The organism is Bittarella massiliensis (ex Durand et al. 2017), from assembly GCF_017566145.1.
GTDB classification, from domain to species: Bacteria; Bacillota; Clostridia; order Oscillospirales; family Ruminococcaceae; genus Bittarella; species Bittarella massiliensis_A.
Window position 1 is genome coordinate 284682 of sequence record NZ_JABFCL010000002.1, and the last position, 18675, is coordinate 303356.

An 18675-nucleotide genomic window follows, 5' to 3' on the forward strand; every position below is an offset into this window, starting at 1 on the left:
GTATCCGGCTGTGGAAAATAGTTGGTGCTTTTCCCAAGTAGTCACCTCCCTTGAAAGCACAGGATTTTTACCGTAATGACTGAGGACTTCGGTAAAAATGGGCCTCCCCATGAGGGGAAAAAGCCCGGAAAATCGGGCGTTTCAGCCGCTTCACTGAATGTCGGGCCGGAGAAGGCCCAAAATGGTCAAAAATCCGAGATGGATTTTAGACTCGTTTTATGCTCTGTCAGCCATTGCGGAAAACGCTGCTTCTCCATGATATAGATTTTTGTGCAATCCTGGTCGCCCAGTTCAGCCGTGTTATAGGCGTCGCACAACAGGCCGGTATCATCAGCCATCACAAAGGAAGAGAGAAGATCCAGTAATTGCTTTTCCGACAAATTATCGTAATCGCGTATCCTCCTGTCGGGAAGTGCCCGGTCATAGACCTGGGCGAAGCAGACAACGCAATCGCGGTAATACGGAAGTGGGTGTTCTCTGGCGTATTGATCAAGGACAAAATAGAGCGGGTCCAACAGGAACTCATCGCTTTGCCGCTGTTTGCGCTTTGGCAGCAAACAGGGCAGCGTCACCTCCAGCACCCTGTTCTCGCAGTTGACAGTGATGCCGTGCGTTGCACCGGCGGATTTGAGATAGTCACCTTTGCGGATGGTTGTACTGGAATAAATCAGATGCCGCAGCCGGCAGGCAATCCGCTCTGCCCGTAAAGCGGCATCTATGGAAAGCGTTTCATAGTTGTCGGGGTAACGCTGGATGTCGGTGGTGTCCAGCGCGTACAGCGCATTACTCAGACGGGATATATCGTCGAGAATGCTTCCAATGCGGTGGGATATTAGTTTTCGATCCAATCATGTGCCTCCTGCTTTCTTGAAATAATTTGTCCGGCCTTCCTCGTCTACAGTACAAAATCCGGATATGCCCGGACAGTCGATTTGGGCGATTTGCGCCGGAGCATCGACCAGCATAATACGGCGGCATCCCCCTTTGTTGCCCCGCAGAGCATGGCAGACAAGCGCCTCTTGTCCGGCGGCAATATAAGCGATTTCATATAATTCACCGTCGGCAAAAAACACGAGTTTAACGGGAAAATCAGCCGGAGCGTGGTAATCTACCCGTCGGATGAAGTCCAGCAGGACCCACACTGCCCGGACAAGCGCATGGTCAGTTTTTGGTGCTTGCCCTGCCAGGAAATAACCACCGCCGTCTGTTTGAAAAATGCGGCCCTGCCTCTCCAAATGAGAGAGCAGGGCCTTTGCAGTATCTTCTTTGCCAGGGTGAAAACAAAGAAGCTGGTGTTCACAGAGGCCGGGGTACATCGTCACGATCCGCAACAAGTCCGCAGCCTCGTTTCCATAGATTTCAGCCCTGGTCTTCATGGGGCTCACCTCCTTTATCAAAGGCGTCAATCAGACGCATTCAAAGCGCATTGTTAAAATAGAAATTGCGGAAAGACGCCATTTGAGCGTCAATCCGGCGTTTTTCGAGAACAATAGGAAAAAAGGCGTCTTATAGGCGTATTGAAACTGTCAATGATGCGTTTTCCGAAGATTACAGCAATCCTCTTTATTGGGATTTACAAAATCCCTCCAGAATTGATAGTGTTCCGTTACATCTTCACAGATTGTCTTCTGTGGGATATGTATCTTTTCTACGATCCGCTGCTTTTCTTTCAAAGGAAGATGATAGTAGCCTCCTTGCCGCACGGTATATTTAGAGAAATCAACACCCCGAAACCACTGCTTAATCCACGAATTGACGCGCAGAAATTCAACCACACACCGCTCAATTCCCAAATCATTCAGCTTGTCGAAATCCATGTATTCCTCAACGATGGGGCTTAATCGGATTGCTACATCATACCCTTCCGCTTGCAGAGCCTGAATTGCGCGGATACGCTGGCTGGGAGGACTGGCCTTTTCAAATTGGGCGGTTTGTGCATCGTCTAGGCAGGTCACGGTAATTTGAATATGGGCCAGTTCCTTGTCCAAGATCTCTAAATATTCCGGGGCAGCGGGAAGTGCAGACTTCGTGACGATGAGATAGCTTACCCTGCACAGGTTCATCTCCTGGATGGCCTGGTAGGTAGTGCGGTACTGGAGTTCACAGGGCTGAAAACAGTCTGTCATGCCTCCAAGCCTGATGATGCTGCCGGATGGGAGACTGCGGATTTTCCGCCGGACCTTTTCAATGTCCGCAACACGAGGATGCGCCGCATCCCATAATCCACGAAAATGAAGCAATGAACGGGCATAGCAGTAGTTACAGTTGTGTTGACAGCCGCAGCCGTAAGTATCTAAACGGGTGTTATATTTGCATTTGTCGCCTTCATTGCCTCCAACTTGCTTAAAGAAACTCTTAAACTCGCTTTATATCACCTCTCAATTCTTTGTTTGATTACTTTATTGTCGGATACATTGGACTCACCTCATATAAAATTCTAAATGGTTGCGGAGGACGGTACTGCCCCGCCGTCTGTTGGTAAAGCATCCAACCATGTTCTTTACACTACTCCGCGCAATAAAGGGGCTGTTGCAAAATGAATTTTTGATACATGATATTGAGTATTGCTATGTAAGGATAAACAACATCATGTAGAAATTTTACATTTTGCAACAGCCCCTAGAGAAAATGCCTTTTAAGCGGAATCAGCTTGTTCTTGGCGCTTGCGCTCCAAAAGCTCCCGCAGCTCCCTGCGGTCTGTGGTTATAAGGTCTTTTTCCAATGGGCTGGCCTTGAACTCCACCATGATATTGTTATTATTGGTAGAGATCAGGCCGCTGCCGCGCTCAAAGTGTGTGACCTCCATCGTTTCTGCGTCAGAGAGATGGAGGGTGTCCTGGACACGCTCCGCTTCGTCATCCTCCAGATTGAGAATGATTTTAGTCTTGCTGTTGTTGATGATGCCTTTTCCGAAACGCCCTTCGTCCAGATTGAAAAAGTCGTTAAGGTCCTGGCTGGCACAGATCGCTGACCCACCGAAGCCGCGGACGGTTTTGAAAATTTCCAAAACGAAATCGCCGGCCAGCCGGGTACCCGTGGCGCCTGCGCCGGAAAGAAGCTGCCAGCACTCGTCAATAAAAATGGCTTTTTCCTCGGTGCGGTCAGCTTTGGCGCGGTCCCAAACGAAATCAAGGGCCACGAACATCCCCACAGTCAGCAAATCACCAGTAAGCGAGGAAATATCCAGTACGGTGTACTTATTATCCAGCCGCACATTGGTCTGCTTGTTAAAGGTACTGGCGGAGCCATTCACCAGACGGTTGAGGATATGGGCCATGCGAGTGGTTTCCGGGGCGGCCTTCAAAATCTCATACAAGTCGCCCAGCACCGGCATCTCCCGGTAGCAGCCCGGATTGGCCGGGTCTTCCAATGAGGCGTTGTCATGGGTGATACCTTTGGAATTGTAGGTGCGGATCAGAGCCTCATCCAACAGCTGCCGTTCCTCGTGAGACATATCGGGTATCAACAGACTGAAGAATATGTGGAGTTGCTGGATTTTGGCGGCCAGTTCGGAGAGCTGGATTCCCGGCCCGTCCAGAAGCTCACTGACCGACCGATCCACCTTGCGGATCTCCATCACATTGATGCAGTGCGGGCTGGCCGGGGAAATCTGGATAAACTCCCCGCCTACATTGGCACAGGCACGGTGGAATTCGTGCCCTTTCAGAGGCGCAATGATGAAAACGGGAATGTTTTTCCGCCTCATTCTTAACGCCATGAGCTGCATCGTAAAGGTCTTGCCTGCGCCGCTGGTACCCAGGATCGCCATATTGGCGTTCTTGTAAATCGCAGAGTTGAAAATATCCACGATGATGAGGGAACTGTTATATTTGTTGACCCCCAGAAGGATTCCGTTGTCGTCGCACATCTCAAATGAAGTGAACGGATAGCAGCTGGCCGCGCCTCCAGTCAACAGGTTGCGCTTACCACGCTCGAACAGTCCCTTTTCCATGGAAACCAGCGGGAGGGCAGAACAAAATGCCTGCTCCTCCCGAAAATGGCAGTTGCAGACATCCATATCCTGCGAAAGCAGGAGCTTTTTTATTTCGCTGGCCTTCCACTCCAGGTCCTCCACAGAAGGGGCAGTCACAGTAATCAACAAGTTGAGATAATAGAAATCTTCGTTGTTCGCAAGGCCCTCCTTCAGAAAATAACCGCTCCGAATAGCGCCGTCTATATCATCGAAGTCCGTGTTCGTGTCGCTGGCATCCTTGATTTTTGACCGGTTGATGCGGAGCTGCTGGCCGACCCGCTGAATAATGCGCTCTTTGGGTTGACGCGAAAGAAACATATCGAGGTCAATACCATCACCGGCATTGACGATCAAACTCAACCAGCCTGCGGGCACCTGGGTTTTGTAACCATCTGATGGGACGAGCAGATAAGTATAGTACAGCCCGTCTATGCAGAGATACCGTCCATGGGTGAAGTCGATGCTTTTGGGCGCGGCAAATTCAACTGCCGGGATGCGGTCAATCTCACCCTCCCGTCCCTTTTGGAGATACTGTGCCACAATTTCCTGTGCCCGTACCGACAGGGGCTTGACTGCACTTTCATTTCGGCACAACAAATTATAGAAAACATCTACGGTAAATTCGTCCTCATTTTCGTGGACAACGACCTCGTTGCCGCATTGACGCAGGTAATTGGATGCCGTGTGGACAGCACTTTGGAGAGATTGGATTGCCTCATCTTCCTGTTCGGAGCGCCGTGTGTTGTTCCAAGGCTCATACTCAAAAATCAAAAAGAAGCGTCGTGTAACCGCCTCATGGGAGCCGACCTGTTGAACAAAGTCCAAGTAGTCCTCTTGCATCAAGCGGCACTGCTCATTGTCCTCCTGCGCCATTTCACGGCGTACTGTGTCCAGGTGGCGGTTGATGTCGGCACGCCGGGTAAGCACTTTGATCTGCAATTTAACAGGACTGATTTTTAGGTATGAGACGAAAGAGTAGATAATATTTCTCTGTTCCCGTGCGCTCCGCAGCATGAAGTTGATGGGGACCACCTCAACCACCTTGACAAATTGGTGGTCTTTCGTGTAGATAATGCCGTTGACGATCTTCTCAATGGGCAGATAGTCTGCCACCGGATTGACGCAGGGAGGCTTTTCCTCCTTGATATGGGCTGGGCGTTTAGGCATCCGCTCTTTTTCAGGTCGCTTCTTTGCTTTCTTTTTCGCCTTATTGGCCTTGACAGGCCGTTCCTTCCTGGTGTTTTTCTTGGGCCGGAGTTTTTCGCGGATCTCATATCCACGGACTTCATCAAACTCAGCTGGGAAATCTGCTTCACCAGACCGCCGGCGCTTCGACGCCTTGGGCTTTCTCTCCTTTGGAGGCTTCTGTTTGAAATGCTTGCCGGCTGATTTGGAGGTCCCCGTTTTTTCGCCGGGCTGTTCACCGTCACCGCCGACAATGCGGCGATTCCGCAGGTATTTCAGAAAAGTGACCAGAAACTGCGAGAGGCTTTCTCCTGAAATGCCAATGAGGGCAACCAATGCCACCGGGAGCGCAGTCAGGCATAAAGCAATAATGCGGGCAGTCAATCCAAATGGAAGGAACAAAAAAACCGGCGTCCCGATGGCAAATGCCAGGATGCCGGCTTCAATCACATTCCGCGCACGGAACATACCGCCAAAAAAAGTGCCTGTTTCTATGAAGTTCGGCGGTATGATATAAATATCATGGTCATTCTTGTTGCTCATGTATTACCTCTTTTCTGATGCCGGGGTGCGATACAGTCAGCCAATAATCCAGAAAGGACCGCCTGCTGCCGCACGGCGGCTTGCTTCGTTTAAGATGATGGATAAATCCCAGAGTTGTTCACTGCGCTTATAACTGGCCGGGTCTGCCACCATGATCTGACCATCCTTCACGCCGCGAAGAACGATGAAATGGCCGGATGAAGTGAAATGCCCCTCGGACATAATTGCCACAACCAGCTTGCCGTCAGCAAGAGCGTCCAGAATCCGCTGGGGCTCGGAAGTCGTGCAGCCGGATACCGGAAGCCCCCATTCCTCTGCAGCAGCGGGAATCAATGCGTGATAAGAGCCGCTGCTTTTGCACCAATAGCCATTGTCATATGACCACTTTGCCATTTCCACCGGGTCCACCATATCGTCCGTGAGGGAGGAAACCACGATTGCCATGGCGGTGGGCCCGCACCCATAGCCGCCGATGTTATCGGTGCCATAGGGTTGACTGGCATAGCGTTCATCCAACTGATTGTAATAAACAACCGGGGTCCCGCCGTCGGTAAAAGTTACATCTCCAAGGGAGGGGATGCTGTTCCCCGTCCACTCGTCCACATTTTGCAGCAGGCCGTCGCCTAAAAAGAGACTTAGGTTAGAGGCATAATCGGACGCCAGTTCTTTCTGCTCATCCGTAAGCGCGAAAACATGGTCGGCAAGATAAGACTCACCGTTGTAGCGAATGGTATAGACCATCCAGATCTCGGTGGAGGTGGTTTTCTCCCCGGCCTCCGGATCTTCGGATGTGACCTCACGGCTCTCCCGCACACTGGTATAAGAGTATAGATGCTCTTTGTTCTCCCGCAGGACAGTGGACAGGTCATCCAGCGAAATGCTCTCAAAGTCTTCATCCCGGGCAGCGCAATACTGTGAAACGATGAGGTTGGCGTTGTAGACCAGGCCGGAAGAATAGGGGTTTTTGACCTCCATTTTGTCGGCGCCAGAAGAGGCAAAGTCCACTTCGATACGGGCCATCACATCATCCAGCGCCTCACCCAGAATGGCGTTGATGGCAAAGGTAATGTCGTTGGCGTTTTCTACGATGGCGGTTTCGCTGTTGAGGATAGGCGTGTCAGGATCAGCTGGTGAAAAGGCATTGACCAGCCCTCCAAAAATCAGGCCGGGCAGCATCAGGAGGAAAAGGACAGGCAGCAAAAGCAGAATGGCAATGATGGCAATGATTTTGCCGATGTGCTTTCGGCCGGCCCAGACGGCTCCAGCCACAGCCCCATAGGGGCCGCCGGCGGCAGCGCCTTTCGCTGCTCCAGAGATGGCCTTGCCAGCTTTGATAGCGCCTTTGACCGTATGTGCGGCAGAGGCCGCAGCATCTACTGTTTCGGCGGAGCTGTTTTTTTGTTCTTCAGCCATTAGAGTTTGTCCTTTCTTTTGGGAGTAGGCGGCAGTTTCTTCACGATGGATTCGTGATAGGCAATCGAGCCGTCCGGTGCCATATAGGGAGATTTTTCAACCGCATCCGCAGCATACTGCTTATACCAGGCGGTACCATCTACGGAGTGAACGGTTGTGTACTGGCCTTCCGGCGCCACATACTGGTCTGCATGATACATACCAAAAGCGATGCCTTCTGGATGTTCCGGAGTGACTTCAGTGCCGGTAATGCGGCCACCGCCAATCTCCACATTCTGATAAGTGGGAATATTCTCGGCCCCGGGCTCCAATGCCGCATGACCCATGTAGGAATGCAGAGCTTCTACAGCTTTATCCCCGGTCATAGTCCCCATTTGGGTAATGCTCCCAGTAGCGACCGAGCCTATGACATTGTTGGCAAAATTGCCTCCCTTGCTCACGGATGAAGCGTAGATATGTCCGCCGATGCCGCCTGCAGCGCCGCCGACCAGCCCACTCAATCCGGAGGGCTTGGCATCCGGGGGCGTTGTGGCCGTTTTGACCGCATTATTGGTAACATTCCTTTTAATCACGCCGGCCAAGCCACCGCTGGCAAAACCAGCGCCGAATCCAGCACCGCCTTTTCCGCCACCGTTTGCACGGACATGGGAGGAATGACTGCTGCGGCCTCCCGCAAAGTGATTGCTGGCAAAGCTCTTAAATCCGCTGAATCCCCTGGCCGCAATCATAGCCTCCGCCAGCATACTGCCGCCGGTATGGCCGACATTGACGCCCAGACTCGCCATAAAAGAATCAACCTTCTGTGATACTTTAAGAAATCCGATTGCGCACATAAACCAGATCAGCACATTCCCCGAAACGGCTTCTTTGCCTACGGCGTCCACTTGTGCCTGGACTTCTTCCTCCGAAATAGCGAAAGCAGGCTGGCAGAACAGACAGGAGAGAGCTGCGACCATCAGCGCAAGGAACAAGATTTTCTTGAGTCTTTTCAAAATGGCCCTCCTTACAAAGAGAGCGGGTTGGAGATAAACGAACCAACCATGCTCGTGAACAGGCGCAGGCACCAGGCGTTCATCAGCAGAAGAAAAATCTGACCGCCCAGCATCCGGCACCAGGATTTCCAGATGTTTGATGTTGTCTGGCTTGCCCCCATGGAAAAGGCTACTGGAGCCGTATAGACCAGCACGCCGAGCAATACATATCGCTCTGCCGCTTCCAGCAGCAACTTCAGGTAGTTCCACGCCAGAATGATGACTAAAATCAGAGTGATAAGGGCCACAGCCCCATTGGCGCACACCCCGATGATGACCAGCATGACAGAATTGAAATCTGCAAAACTGAGTGCCGGCAGCTCCGAATCCATAATCCAGTTATACGGTGTGCCGCCGATGGTCAGGATCATGCTGACAATCTCATTGGAGAAGAACGCTAAAAGAATAAAAATGACGGACCGGATGCTCAATTTGAGCGGGTCTTCCGCTTCAATACCGGCTCCCAGGCCAAAGTTCTTGAACAGCTGCCACACCCAGTTGAGGAGAATGATACCGATGCCCAGTGCCACAAAAACGCTGTACATCGTTTCGGCTGCGGGAAAGTAGCGCAGAAATACCGCCATATCGCAGCCCAGTGCCCCCAAAACCGAGGTGGTTATCAAGTCAAGGCCCGCCATGACCTGCTCTGCAATCCATTCAACAATGCCGTCCAGAATACCCATAGGTCATGCCTCCTTTCGTCGGGTATCAATGTGATGCCGATCAACCTGCCCACTGACCACCCTCAAAGAAGGGGACGATATAGGACATGATAAAGCCCAGACTGTTTAAGATGGCCCAGGTGATAACAATTCGTTTGAGCCAAGCTCTGCTTTCATCCACCGTTTTACCAGAACGGGAGAAATTCATGAGCAGCAATGCTACCGAAGCGGTCACAATGGCCGCAATCGTGGAGATAGCGAGGAGCTGCGTGTAGACATCCTGCATGATTTCTGTGGCTTTTGTCCAAACATCGGTTGCGGCAAAGGCCGGCTGGCTGAACATCAATGAGACGGTGGGACACAGAAACGCCATATAAGCGATTCTGCCAATGGAAAAACGGCACGGAGGGCTGGTATCGCCGTTTCGCTTTTGGTGAGGAATCTTGCGTTTTTTCAATTTTCGGACCTCCAATCCAAATGTAATATGCGGGACTCAAACAAAAGAGGAGCCCGCAGCTCTTGTAATAGATGCGGGCTCCCTCCCCAATCAGTCGGTCATTAGGGCAGCAAAAAAGCACCTTGAAAAAGGTGCCGTTCACTGCCTGCATTCAGTTTTGGGTGCAAGTTTGAGCATATTCAGTTTAGCACACCAGGATTTACGGCTCAAGGGCAGGAATGCGCCAATTTCATTCCCGTATTCTGCCAATTATTTGCCCTTGGCCTTTTCATCTGGTTTTGGCGCTGGAAAGAACTGTTCCAGCATATCCAAACTGTCTTTGGAGGTGTACCCCCATAGTACGGAACTGAGTGCGTCAATGGCTTCCCTGCGCCTGCGGTAGTAAGTACGGAATGAGATGTCCCGGATATGCGGGCGCAGGTTCTCGATGATCTCCTCCACATTTTTGAGTTGCTGCGGGGAGATGAAGGAGTAGTAAAGCAGCCAATAATAGGCCTCGCCGTTCTTATGGCGGGTACGAAGCAATTCGACTGCCGAATCCAAAAGTTTCAGCATCTTGTGGCTGCGCTCAATGCACTTGGCATGGTGTTCAATATCGCTCCCATTCAGATCGGCGCCGGCCAGATAGATGGAATCCAGAAATTCCTCGATGGATGTGCCGTATTCGATCTCAAACTTGGAGCGCACATGCTGGACAGAAATTTCCAGGCTCCACACCACATCGCGGTATTTTTTCAACAGTTTCCAGGTATCATGGTACAGCGGGTTTTCTGCGACATCTTTTTCAACAAATTTCTTCATGGTAAGACCTCCTTATTCAATTCTCCGCGATGGGAGAGAGTGTAAGTTCAAAAGCGGTGACCTGCCTGTTCCCGCACAGAATAGACAGGCCAAAACAGAGCGTTGACAGGTCCCGTGCGCGGGGTAGTAAATCTTCCCGGCAGTCGCCCGATAAGGGATATAACTTATAGCGGGAGAGGGGACAACCAAAGCACGAAATACCTTGTGCCATCAGGATTTGAGCCATCTTTTGGATGATAATTTCAATGTGCGATTTTGAAACGCTATTGAGTTCGTTTGAAACGATAACCTCATGCTCTATACTTGGTGTGTTTTGGCTGGAGCCTGATTCATCGGGGAGTTCCAAACGGATGTTGAGCGTCATAGCGACCTCCTCTTTGTCCACCATGACATCTGATACTTCAAACATGGTGGATAGGTAATTTTTCAAATAGACCACGCTGCCGTGTCGGCCCGGGAAGGACATAAGGGAGATATAGTCCAGCGCGGCCAGCTTTTTGAGGACGCGGCCGACTGTCGCCCGGGACAACCCCCAGCGGACAGCCAGTTCAGTGTAGGCAACAAGAGGATTGCCGGTGCCGTTGCGGAAATAGACTACTGGCCCCAGGTCTGACCCCTGTACCTGATTATCGTTGTAGACGGCTGAAACCCAGAGGTCCAGAATAATATCCATTTCGGAGCATCGGCTTGTGCTGATGAGATCTGTGACAACGGAAACGGGCAGAAAGAAAAAGCCGGTATCCTTTTGGCAGGGAGCATTATATTCAAGCACCGTGTTATGCCGCGCCCAGTCGCAAATTTTATAGCGGATCACATTGCCGCGATCCAGTGTTTGAAAAGTGATAAAGTGTTGCTTCTGCAGTTGTTCCAGCACTGTCAACGCCTGGCATTGAAACCGGGTGCGAAACCATTGGGACACTTCCTTGAGTGTGCAGACCCATTCGCCCGGATAGATGGTATAGCTAATACCATCAATGCGGCGGTATGAAGTGCGGAAGTTTGCGTAGCTGCAAAGCACGGTAAAATAAAAAAGACCAGAGCCTCCGCTTGTGCGAATGCTCCGGTCTGCCATCAGCCGATGGACGAATTGCCGATAAATCCGGCATCGTGGGTAATCCACGACCTGTTTGATCTGTAATTGATATTCTGGCATGGTGTACTCCTTTTTATATATAAGGCATGAAATTCCGTATCAGGGTTAAAAAATCGTTGACTTGAACATCTACAAAGCTTATGCTATACTTGTTTCTGTATGGATCTGCTTGAAATAATATGTAGAGCTTATACAGACCTTATTACAGCCGAGCAATTTTATATTGTGGTCGCTTGTAGGCCGATGAAGCCTATTGCTGTGCCAATTTCAAGCCGATTTTGTGCCAATACAACTTTCTACAACTTTTCTACAACTTTTGCCTCAAACCAGACGGCACAGGAGGACATCCTATGGAATCCAAAAAGTTAGAAAAACCATGTGAGAATGCCACTTTTCAAGCTCTGCAAGGCGTGATGAAACCGGATGAAGAGACCGGAGGGGTGTTCCCCACGATGAAGCCTTTGGACTAAAATTCCACAATATGTAGCGTCTGATGAAATAGGACGGCACAAGATGTAGTGAAAAGGGCTTACAACTACAACTTTTCTACAACTTTTGCTTGAAATCAGACGGCTTCAGACGGGCCAAAATGAAGGGCAAATCCGTGTTTTTTATGCGGATTTGCCCTTTTTTGCATTTTTCACATTAGCACCAAATTGCCCTTGATTGCCTCTGCTTTTTCCCTCATGTTTTCTTGCGTAATATGCGTATAAATATCCATAGTTGTGGAAAAATCAGCGTGGCCCATCACTTGCTGGATAAACTTGATGTCGTTCGTGCTTTCACAGAGCCGCGTGCAGAATGTGTGTCTCATGTTATGTACGCTAAAATGCGGCAGCAGTTCCGGCTCACGATCTTCCAGTTCAGCCTGATCCATTTCTTCGGCGTTGTAGGCGATGGAGATACGCTGGATGGCCCGGTTGATATTATGGGCACTGAGAAAGTAACCTTCCCGATTCCTAAAAAGGAAACCGTGATACCCATTCATCACAAGGTCTTCCGGATAGAGGGTGTCCATGACTTCAATCAATGTGCGGAGCTGTTCAGCAACCTGCGGATACAGGATCGGGATGGTACGGGTGCCGTTGGTTGTTTTAGGGGTGTTGATGTGAAAACCTGCTTTCCCATCAATCACACGGTAAATCAAATTATGATTGACAGAGATGGTGTTGTTCTCCAGATCCACATCATTTTTAGTTAAGCCAGTACATTCCGCAACACGCATTCCTGTACCGAGCAGCACGACCATGACAGGCAGCCAGTGGCTATACATCGGTGACTTTGAAATGAAACGAAGAAAGTTCTTCTGCTGTGTCATAGTCAGCGCGATTCTTTTCTTCGGGGGTGCCCCGGCCCCCTCTGTTTTGAGAGAGCGATAGACGCCCTTGCTGGGATTTTTTCGGATGTAATCATCATCGACCGCCAATTCCAGCGTGGGATGGATCAGGTTATTGATGCTTTCCAGAGAATTGATTGCAAAGCCTTTTTTCAAAAGCTTCGTGTAAAAGGTCAGGATGTCGCTCTTTCGGATATTAGGCAGAGGGATGTTAGCAAACGGCTCGTCCTTCACATAGTTGTTCCAAAGATATTCGTAATTCGCCCGTGTAGAAGCCTTTAACTGAATTTTCGTATCCATGAGGACTTTGAACATATCATTTAGGGTAATTTTCATAGCCTCCTGGGTACGAATACCGTCATCGCTGTCACGGTTGAGCACTTTTTCTTTGGCTCGCAAACTGGCAAGGTCAAAATCATAGATGTACTTTTTCTTTTTGCCCAGTTTATAGACAAACATATAGCTGCCGTCTGAGCGTTGTGTCTCTCCTGGCCGCAGGTTACGGCCTTTGTTGTCTTTTCTAACTTTTGGCATAGGCTGATACCTCCCGATGTTTTGTGTGTTGCTGCGCCCGGAATGGGCAGGGCGCTGTTAGCATGAGATCTCGTACAAGTATTCCTTTACTCGCTGAACGCTCCAAAGGACACGAGAATTCATGGTGATGCGGGCGTGGGCCAGGTCGCCGATCTGGACGGCCGTGTGCCGCCCGCAGTCGAGCAGTTTGCAAAGCGATTCTGTATCGACCGCCAAGCACTGATCTGGTGAAAGGTCATTGGGTTTTCTTTTTTCCATAATTGCCCTCCTTTATTTGCAATTACATATATCCCCTACGATTTGTAGGAAAAGGTTTTCAACAAAAACAATGAAGTCACTTAAATTCATCGGGAAGTGTGAAGGCTCTTCCATCGTCCATTTCCTGCGCCGGGGCTTTCCGCCGCGTATTTTCAGGCTGCCGCTATGCGACATTTAAGTTGTGGGCGCGCACAAACACACTATCCGCATCTCCTGTATAACTCCGATAAAAGAGGTTATGAGAATTGTCAAGGTACAAAAAGAGCGTGCGGACTGGCTACGAAATCCGGCACCATGTCTGTACACCCTATAAATAGGGCAAGAAGGCTGTTTTTTCTGCACGGCCTATTTTTTGTAAAAAAATTTTTCTGTTAGACTATATATAGACATTTGTTCTTGACTAAATCAATATATTGTGTTATCTTGTTCTTGTAATTGATTTTTGTGCGTTCCCTATATGGGATACAGATTTTGTATCTGTACGGCAAGGCTCAAAGCCCTGCATTGCACACGCAGTTAAGATTGTATTTGTGCCAGTAGTATTGCTGCGCCCATTCGGGCCAGTATATTACTGGCTTTTTTTATTTTTCGGGGTTTCCCCATCAGCGAGGATGACATTGGTTCATAGGCAACTATGGACAACAGGCGTTTTGCCCTTTGTCATGCTCGCTTTTTTGTCGCCCAAATGCCGGAAACGGCTTTGAGGATATATCAAACTACAGAAAGGCAGGTAACACGCATGAATGTAAAAAAGCGAAGGCAGGAGCCTATGGCAAAAAGGAAATGGCCTTTGGAGGACTGGCAGCATCAGAAGGTGCCCAAATCCAGCCAAGTCCATAGTCCAATGATTCGAGTACACGCTATTCCCCGCCGAACACGGAGGGGGTGCTAAAGATGCCGGCGAGCAATGTAGCCGCCGAAAAGCGAAGTCAACCCCAAATTTTGGTGGAAACGGCGGGCCTGTCCGAAGAGGAATGGCTTGCATACCGCCGGAAAGGGATTGGCGGCAGTGATGTGGCGGCTCTGCTGGGAATTTCACCCTGGCGGACGGCAAGAGACCTCTACTTTGACAAGTTGAATATCGTAGCGGTCGAAGATAATGAGGACAACTGGGTTGCTCTGGAAATGGGGCACCTGTTGGAGTCGTTGGTGGCGAAGATATTCCAACACCGCACAGGGTACAAGGTCTATCAGATCAAAAAAATGTTCCAGCACCCACAGTATTCGTGGATGCTGGCCGATGTGGACTATTTTGTGGAATTGCCGGATGGCAGTACCGCAATTCTGGAGATTAAAACGACAAATTATAACGCAAGGGATAACTGGTGGCTAAACGGTGAAGAAACCGTTCCCGTCTATTATGAAGCCCAAGGGCGGCACTATATGGCCGTCATGAATGTGGACCGCTGCTTCTTCTGCTGCCTGTATGGCAACAACGAGGAAGAAACCATTATTCGTGAAATCCGGCGGGACGAGTCCTATGAGGAGGAGATGATTTTCCTGGAGCAGTATTTCTGGGAAAACCATGTTCTTACCAGGACGCCGCCGCCCTATACCGAAGATGGTGATCTGGTGCTTGAAAGCGTGCGCCGGCATACGGGCTCTGCAGATCAGGACGCTCCCGTTGTAACGCTTGATTTGAGCCTGACAGCCAAATTGATGCGCTATCTCCAGCTTCAGGAGCAGAAGAAACTCACGGAAGCGGGCAGCAAAGAGATTGAGGCGGATATGAAGCGGCTGAAGGCGGCGCTGGTCGCAGAAATGGGCAAGAGCTGCAAGGCCGTTTGCCAACAGGATGGGGTGAACTATATTGTCACCTACAATCCAGTGAGAAAGCCCGGCATTGACAAAGACAATCTGATGCGGCTGAAGCTGGACCACCCTGATATTTACGAGCAGTATGTAACCGTTTCAGAATCCCGAAGGTTCAGTGTGAAAATTGATACCAAGGCGGCATGAGAAAGGAGGAAAATGATTTGATCCATAGAGGAACTTATGATGGGACAATTTACCATAATCCTGCAAATAAGTTCTGCATCATCAGTGTAAAAACTGCGGACAAGGATGTACCTCAAGAAGCCAGGTCTACCCGCCGGCACAAGGATCATCTGATTCGGTTTGTGGCTACCGGCTACGAACTGCCCCGCACAGATGCGGTAGAACTGGAACTGGATGGCGAATGGAAAAAAGGAAAGTATGGGATGCAGCTTCAGGTGGAGCAGTGGCATGAAATTGTCCCTCAAACCAAGAGTGGAGTGGAAGGCTATCTGGCCTCTGGCCTTATCAAAGGCATCGGGCCGGCGCTCGCCAAACAGATCGTATCACGCTTCGGCGTGGAGACACTGGACATTCTGCAAAATCGCCCGGAGCGGCTGCTGGAGATCAAAGGCATCACGGAGAACAAGCTGGAGGCCATCAAGACCTCATATGCAGAGAGCCGGATGCTGCAAGACCTGATGACGCTGCTCTCCCCGTTCAAGATTACACCGAAAACAGCGCAGAAGATTTATCAGTTTTTCGGCCCGGCCAGCGTGGACATCTTGAAAAAGAGTCCGTTTGAGCTTTGCCAAATATCCGGTTTTGGCTTTTTAAGGGTGGATGCCATCGTTCAGAAAAACGGAGGCGACCTGCGCGCCCCTATGCGAATCAAAGGCGCCTTGTTCTGGGCGTTGGAGGATAGCAAGGGGAAAAACGGACATTTGTTTTTGACCAGTGAGGCTTTACAAAAAGAGGCGCTCCAATTACTCAACGCTAAAATCCCTATTCCTTCGCTTCGGCTCCATGCACAAGAGGTCAGCGATGTCCTCGAAGATATGATCCTGCATGGAGAGGTCGTATCCGTCAAAGGAGGCATTTATCTTCCTCGTGTATTTGCACAAGAGGATGAAACTGCCCGCCGGATTGCGATGCGTGTGGTGGAGCCTCCCACCCCGGAGAAGATCGAACAAATTTTGGAGCAGGTCAAACGAGAAATCGGACTGGCCCTGTCCTCAAAACAGGAAGCGGCTGTGTATGCAGCCTATCGTCACAATCTTTCCATCATCACAGGCTCCCCGGGTACCGGCAAGACAACGGTGCTGAAAACAATTCTGGAGGTTTACCGCCGCCTGCATCCCCAAGGAGAGATCGCCTTAATGGCGCCGACAGGCAGAGCCAGCCGGCGTATGGCGGAAAGTACCGGGGTTGATAAGGCCAAGACGCTGCACAGCATTTTGGGGCTCGCCAGCGAGGAAGATGAAATAAAACGCAACAACACCCAAGAGCCGCTTTCGGCCGATTTGATCATTGTGGACGAGTTTTCCATGGTGGATATGTGGCTGGCAAATAAATTTTTCTCACGCATCAAAGGTGGAGCACGGGTCATTCTTGTCGGAGACCCGGATCAGCTTCCCAGTGTAGGCGCCGGGAATGTGTTCCGTGAACTGATTGACTGCGGCCTTATCACCGTGACGGTGCTGGATCAGATTTTCCGTCAGTCCAAGGACAGCCTGATTGCCTACAACGCCAAATTCATTAACGAAGGCAACACCAAGCTGTACTACGGCCAGGATTTCGTTTTCATGGCAAGCAACAATCAGGCGGAAGCCGCTGAACGAATTGTTGCCCGCTACTGCCGGGAGATCGAGGAAAGTGGGATTGACCGGGTGCAGATTCTGTCGCCTTTCCGCTCGGACGGCGCGGCCTCTGCGGAACAGCTCAACGAAGCGATCCGCGAAGTGGTCAACCCGTTTCGTTCCGCCGAGGAAGAAATCAAAATCGGCGTCAAGGTATTCAGGGTCAATGACCGGATCATGCAGACCAAAAACACTGCCAAGGTATCCAATGGCGACCTGGGATTCATCCGCTATATCAAAAATGATGAAGATGGAACTCGCGTTGGACTTGACTTCGGTGTGGGCCGTGAGTTGGAGTACGGCATAGAGGATATGGTCAATCTGGACCTCGCCTACGCCACTACGATTCATAAAGCAATGGGAAGCGAGTACGATACGGTCATTATGCCGCTCTTAAAGGCACATACTGTCATGCTCTATCGAAATCTGCTCTACACTGGCATCACCCGCGCAAAAAAGCGTGTGGTGCTCATCGGTCAAAAGCAGGTATTGTTCATGGCAATCCATCGCAATGAGATCGGCAAACGCAACACGCTTTTGGGTGAACGCATCCACCTGTACTATAAGGCGTATGCCCGGCGGGCAGGTATCCCCGTTCCGGCGAACTTGGAAAAAGAATTGAAGCACGCAGGCTAAAAATGTGACGCAAGGTGCAGAAAAACGCCCAGCGTCCCCTATTTATTATACAGGAAGGAGTTTAGAAGATGAGTGACAACAACAATAATGCAAAAACGATGTACGAGGCCGTTCCTGCCGCTGCGGAACTGAACAAGGTACCGGGGTTCGACCCGCTGAAGTTCCTCCGGCGTGCCGGGGACTCCATGAAATTGGACTTACCCTATCAGAAACTCTGGTTCCGAATGGCACACCCCAATGGGCGTATGCGTCTGACGGCCATGCGGATCACGGAGCAGATGGCGATTTTTGAGGCCAAGGTATTTCTGGACCGCAGTGACGCGGAGCCGTTCAGCGTGAGCGTTGCCCAGCAGACCATGCAGGATAGCAGGGACTTTGTGAAGGCAGCTCAAAATGAGGCGTTGAGCCAGGCCCTTTCGGACGCCGGATTTGGCATCCAGCTTGTGAGCGCCGACACTCATGCCGCTTCCGTACAGAAAGCGGCGCCTGTGAGTAAAACGCAGCCCTCTGCCATTACTCCGCCTGTGAGCACTGTGTTGCCGCAGGAGCCCTCCAGCGCCTCGCAGAAGGCCGCTGTTCTTTCCGAGGGTAATTCCATTTCCGGGGGCACACAAACGCCACAGAGGGCATCTGAAAACGCGGAAACAGCAAGAACGAAGATTCAGCCCGCAGAAACTCCAGCCAAGGGGCAGAGTTTGCCGGTGAGCCCTACTGCAAACACGGATACACTGCCAGCGGGATTCGCACCAACGGAAGAACAGCCGGAAAACAGTAAGGCGGCGGAGGAATTACCAATTCATCTCCCTGCGGAGGAACTGCCAGTTCAGCGCCCTGCAGAGGATCTGACGGCCACCAAGGAGGCACAGGAGGTCCCGGAAGCCGAAATCGTGCAAGAGGCCCCTGCATATACCCCGGATATGCCTGTAGAGGATATTCTGAAGGTGATGACGCTGGAACAGGCACAGGAGGTCGTTGTGGACAGCGGTGTGTGCCGGGGGCTGACTATTGCAGAAGTGGCGAAGAAGCGGCCTGTCAATCTGCGTTTCTATTTGACTCCGGGCAACAAAAGCAAGGACAACATCGTTCGGGCTGCCGCCCAGCTGGTCCTCAATTCACTTCAGAAGGCCGGTTGATGCGAA

Annotated in this window: 14 protein-coding genes and 1 pseudogene; 3 read left to right on the forward strand and 12 right to left on the reverse strand. The window is 50.7% G+C overall.

What is annotated here, in order from left to right; genetic code table 11:
* Window positions 1–185 precede the first annotated feature (185 nt).
* The 12 genes and pseudogenes from HJY11_RS03670 to HJY11_RS03725 form a co-directional block, all read right to left on the reverse strand.
* Window positions 186–848, reverse strand: a complete 663-nt coding sequence (locus tag HJY11_RS03670) for a DUF6100 family protein (protein WP_208074661.1) — start codon at window positions 846–848, stop codon at window positions 186–188.
* Window positions 849–1376: a DUF5697 family protein gene (locus HJY11_RS03675; protein ID WP_208074662.1), complete on the reverse strand. Its 528-nt coding sequence runs from the start codon at window positions 1374–1376 to the stop codon at window positions 849–851. It abuts the gene before it with no gap.
* A gap of 150 nt (window positions 1377–1526) precedes the next feature.
* A pseudogene (locus HJY11_RS03680) lies at window positions 1527–2273 on the reverse strand (SPL family radical SAM protein); the annotation flags it as partial.
* Window positions 2274–2635: 362 nt separating this feature from the next.
* Complete coding sequence (locus HJY11_RS03685) at window positions 2636–5701, reverse strand: PrgI family protein (protein ID WP_208074664.1); 3066 nt, start codon at window positions 5699–5701, stop codon at window positions 2636–2638.
* Between the two features lie 36 nt (window positions 5702–5737).
* The gene (locus HJY11_RS03690; RefSeq protein WP_208074665.1) at window positions 5738–7114 is read right to left on the reverse strand and encodes a C39 family peptidase; all 1377 of its coding nucleotides are present in this window, start codon (window positions 7112–7114) and stop codon (window positions 5738–5740) included.
* Entirely contained in the window at window positions 7114–8106 is a 993-nt protein-coding gene (locus HJY11_RS03695) for a hypothetical protein (RefSeq protein ID WP_208074666.1), read from the reverse strand. Before HJY11_RS03695 ends, HJY11_RS03690 begins: the two co-directional genes overlap by 1 nt.
* Window positions 8107–8117: 11 nt before the next feature.
* Complete coding sequence (locus HJY11_RS03700; protein ID WP_009258066.1) at window positions 8118–8828, reverse strand: hypothetical protein; 711 nt, start codon at window positions 8826–8828, stop codon at window positions 8118–8120.
* 40 nt (window positions 8829–8868) lie between these two features.
* Complete coding sequence (locus tag HJY11_RS03705; protein ID WP_243764152.1) at window positions 8869–9264, reverse strand: fimbrial protein; 396 nt, start codon at window positions 9262–9264, stop codon at window positions 8869–8871.
* A 249-nt stretch (window positions 9265–9513) separates the two neighbouring features.
* A complete protein-coding gene (locus tag HJY11_RS03710; protein ID WP_208074667.1) occupies window positions 9514–10065 on the reverse strand; it encodes a hypothetical protein in 552 nt (183 codons plus the stop codon).
* A 16-nt stretch (window positions 10066–10081) separates the two neighbouring features.
* On the reverse strand, window positions 10082–11218 hold the full coding sequence (locus HJY11_RS03715; protein ID WP_208074668.1) for a MarR family transcriptional regulator: 1137 nt from the start codon (window positions 11216–11218) through the stop codon (window positions 10082–10084).
* A gap of 580 nt (window positions 11219–11798) precedes the next feature.
* On the reverse strand, window positions 11799–13028 hold the full coding sequence (locus HJY11_RS03720) for a site-specific integrase (RefSeq protein WP_024729783.1): 1230 nt from the start codon (window positions 13026–13028) through the stop codon (window positions 11799–11801).
* 57 nt (window positions 13029–13085) lie between these two features.
* Complete coding sequence (locus HJY11_RS03725; protein WP_006573960.1) at window positions 13086–13286, reverse strand: hypothetical protein; 201 nt, start codon at window positions 13284–13286, stop codon at window positions 13086–13088.
* Between the two features lie 894 nt (window positions 13287–14180).
* Here HJY11_RS03725 and HJY11_RS03730 point away from each other — a divergent pair.
* The 3 genes from HJY11_RS03730 (at window position 14181) to HJY11_RS03740 (ending at window position 18669) form a co-directional block, all read left to right on the forward strand.
* A complete protein-coding gene (locus HJY11_RS03730) occupies window positions 14181–15245 on the forward strand; it encodes a YqaJ viral recombinase family protein (protein ID WP_024738477.1) in 1065 nt (354 codons plus the stop codon).
* A 17-nt stretch (window positions 15246–15262) separates the two neighbouring features.
* Entirely contained in the window at window positions 15263–17536 is a 2274-nt protein-coding gene (recD2, locus tag HJY11_RS03735) for an SF1B family DNA helicase RecD2 (protein WP_024729784.1), read from the forward strand.
* A 68-nt stretch (window positions 17537–17604) separates the two neighbouring features.
* On the forward strand, window positions 17605–18669 hold the full coding sequence (locus HJY11_RS03740) for a hypothetical protein (RefSeq protein WP_024738476.1): 1065 nt from the start codon (window positions 17605–17607) through the stop codon (window positions 18667–18669).
* The last annotated feature ends 6 nt before the right edge of the window (window positions 18670–18675 follow it).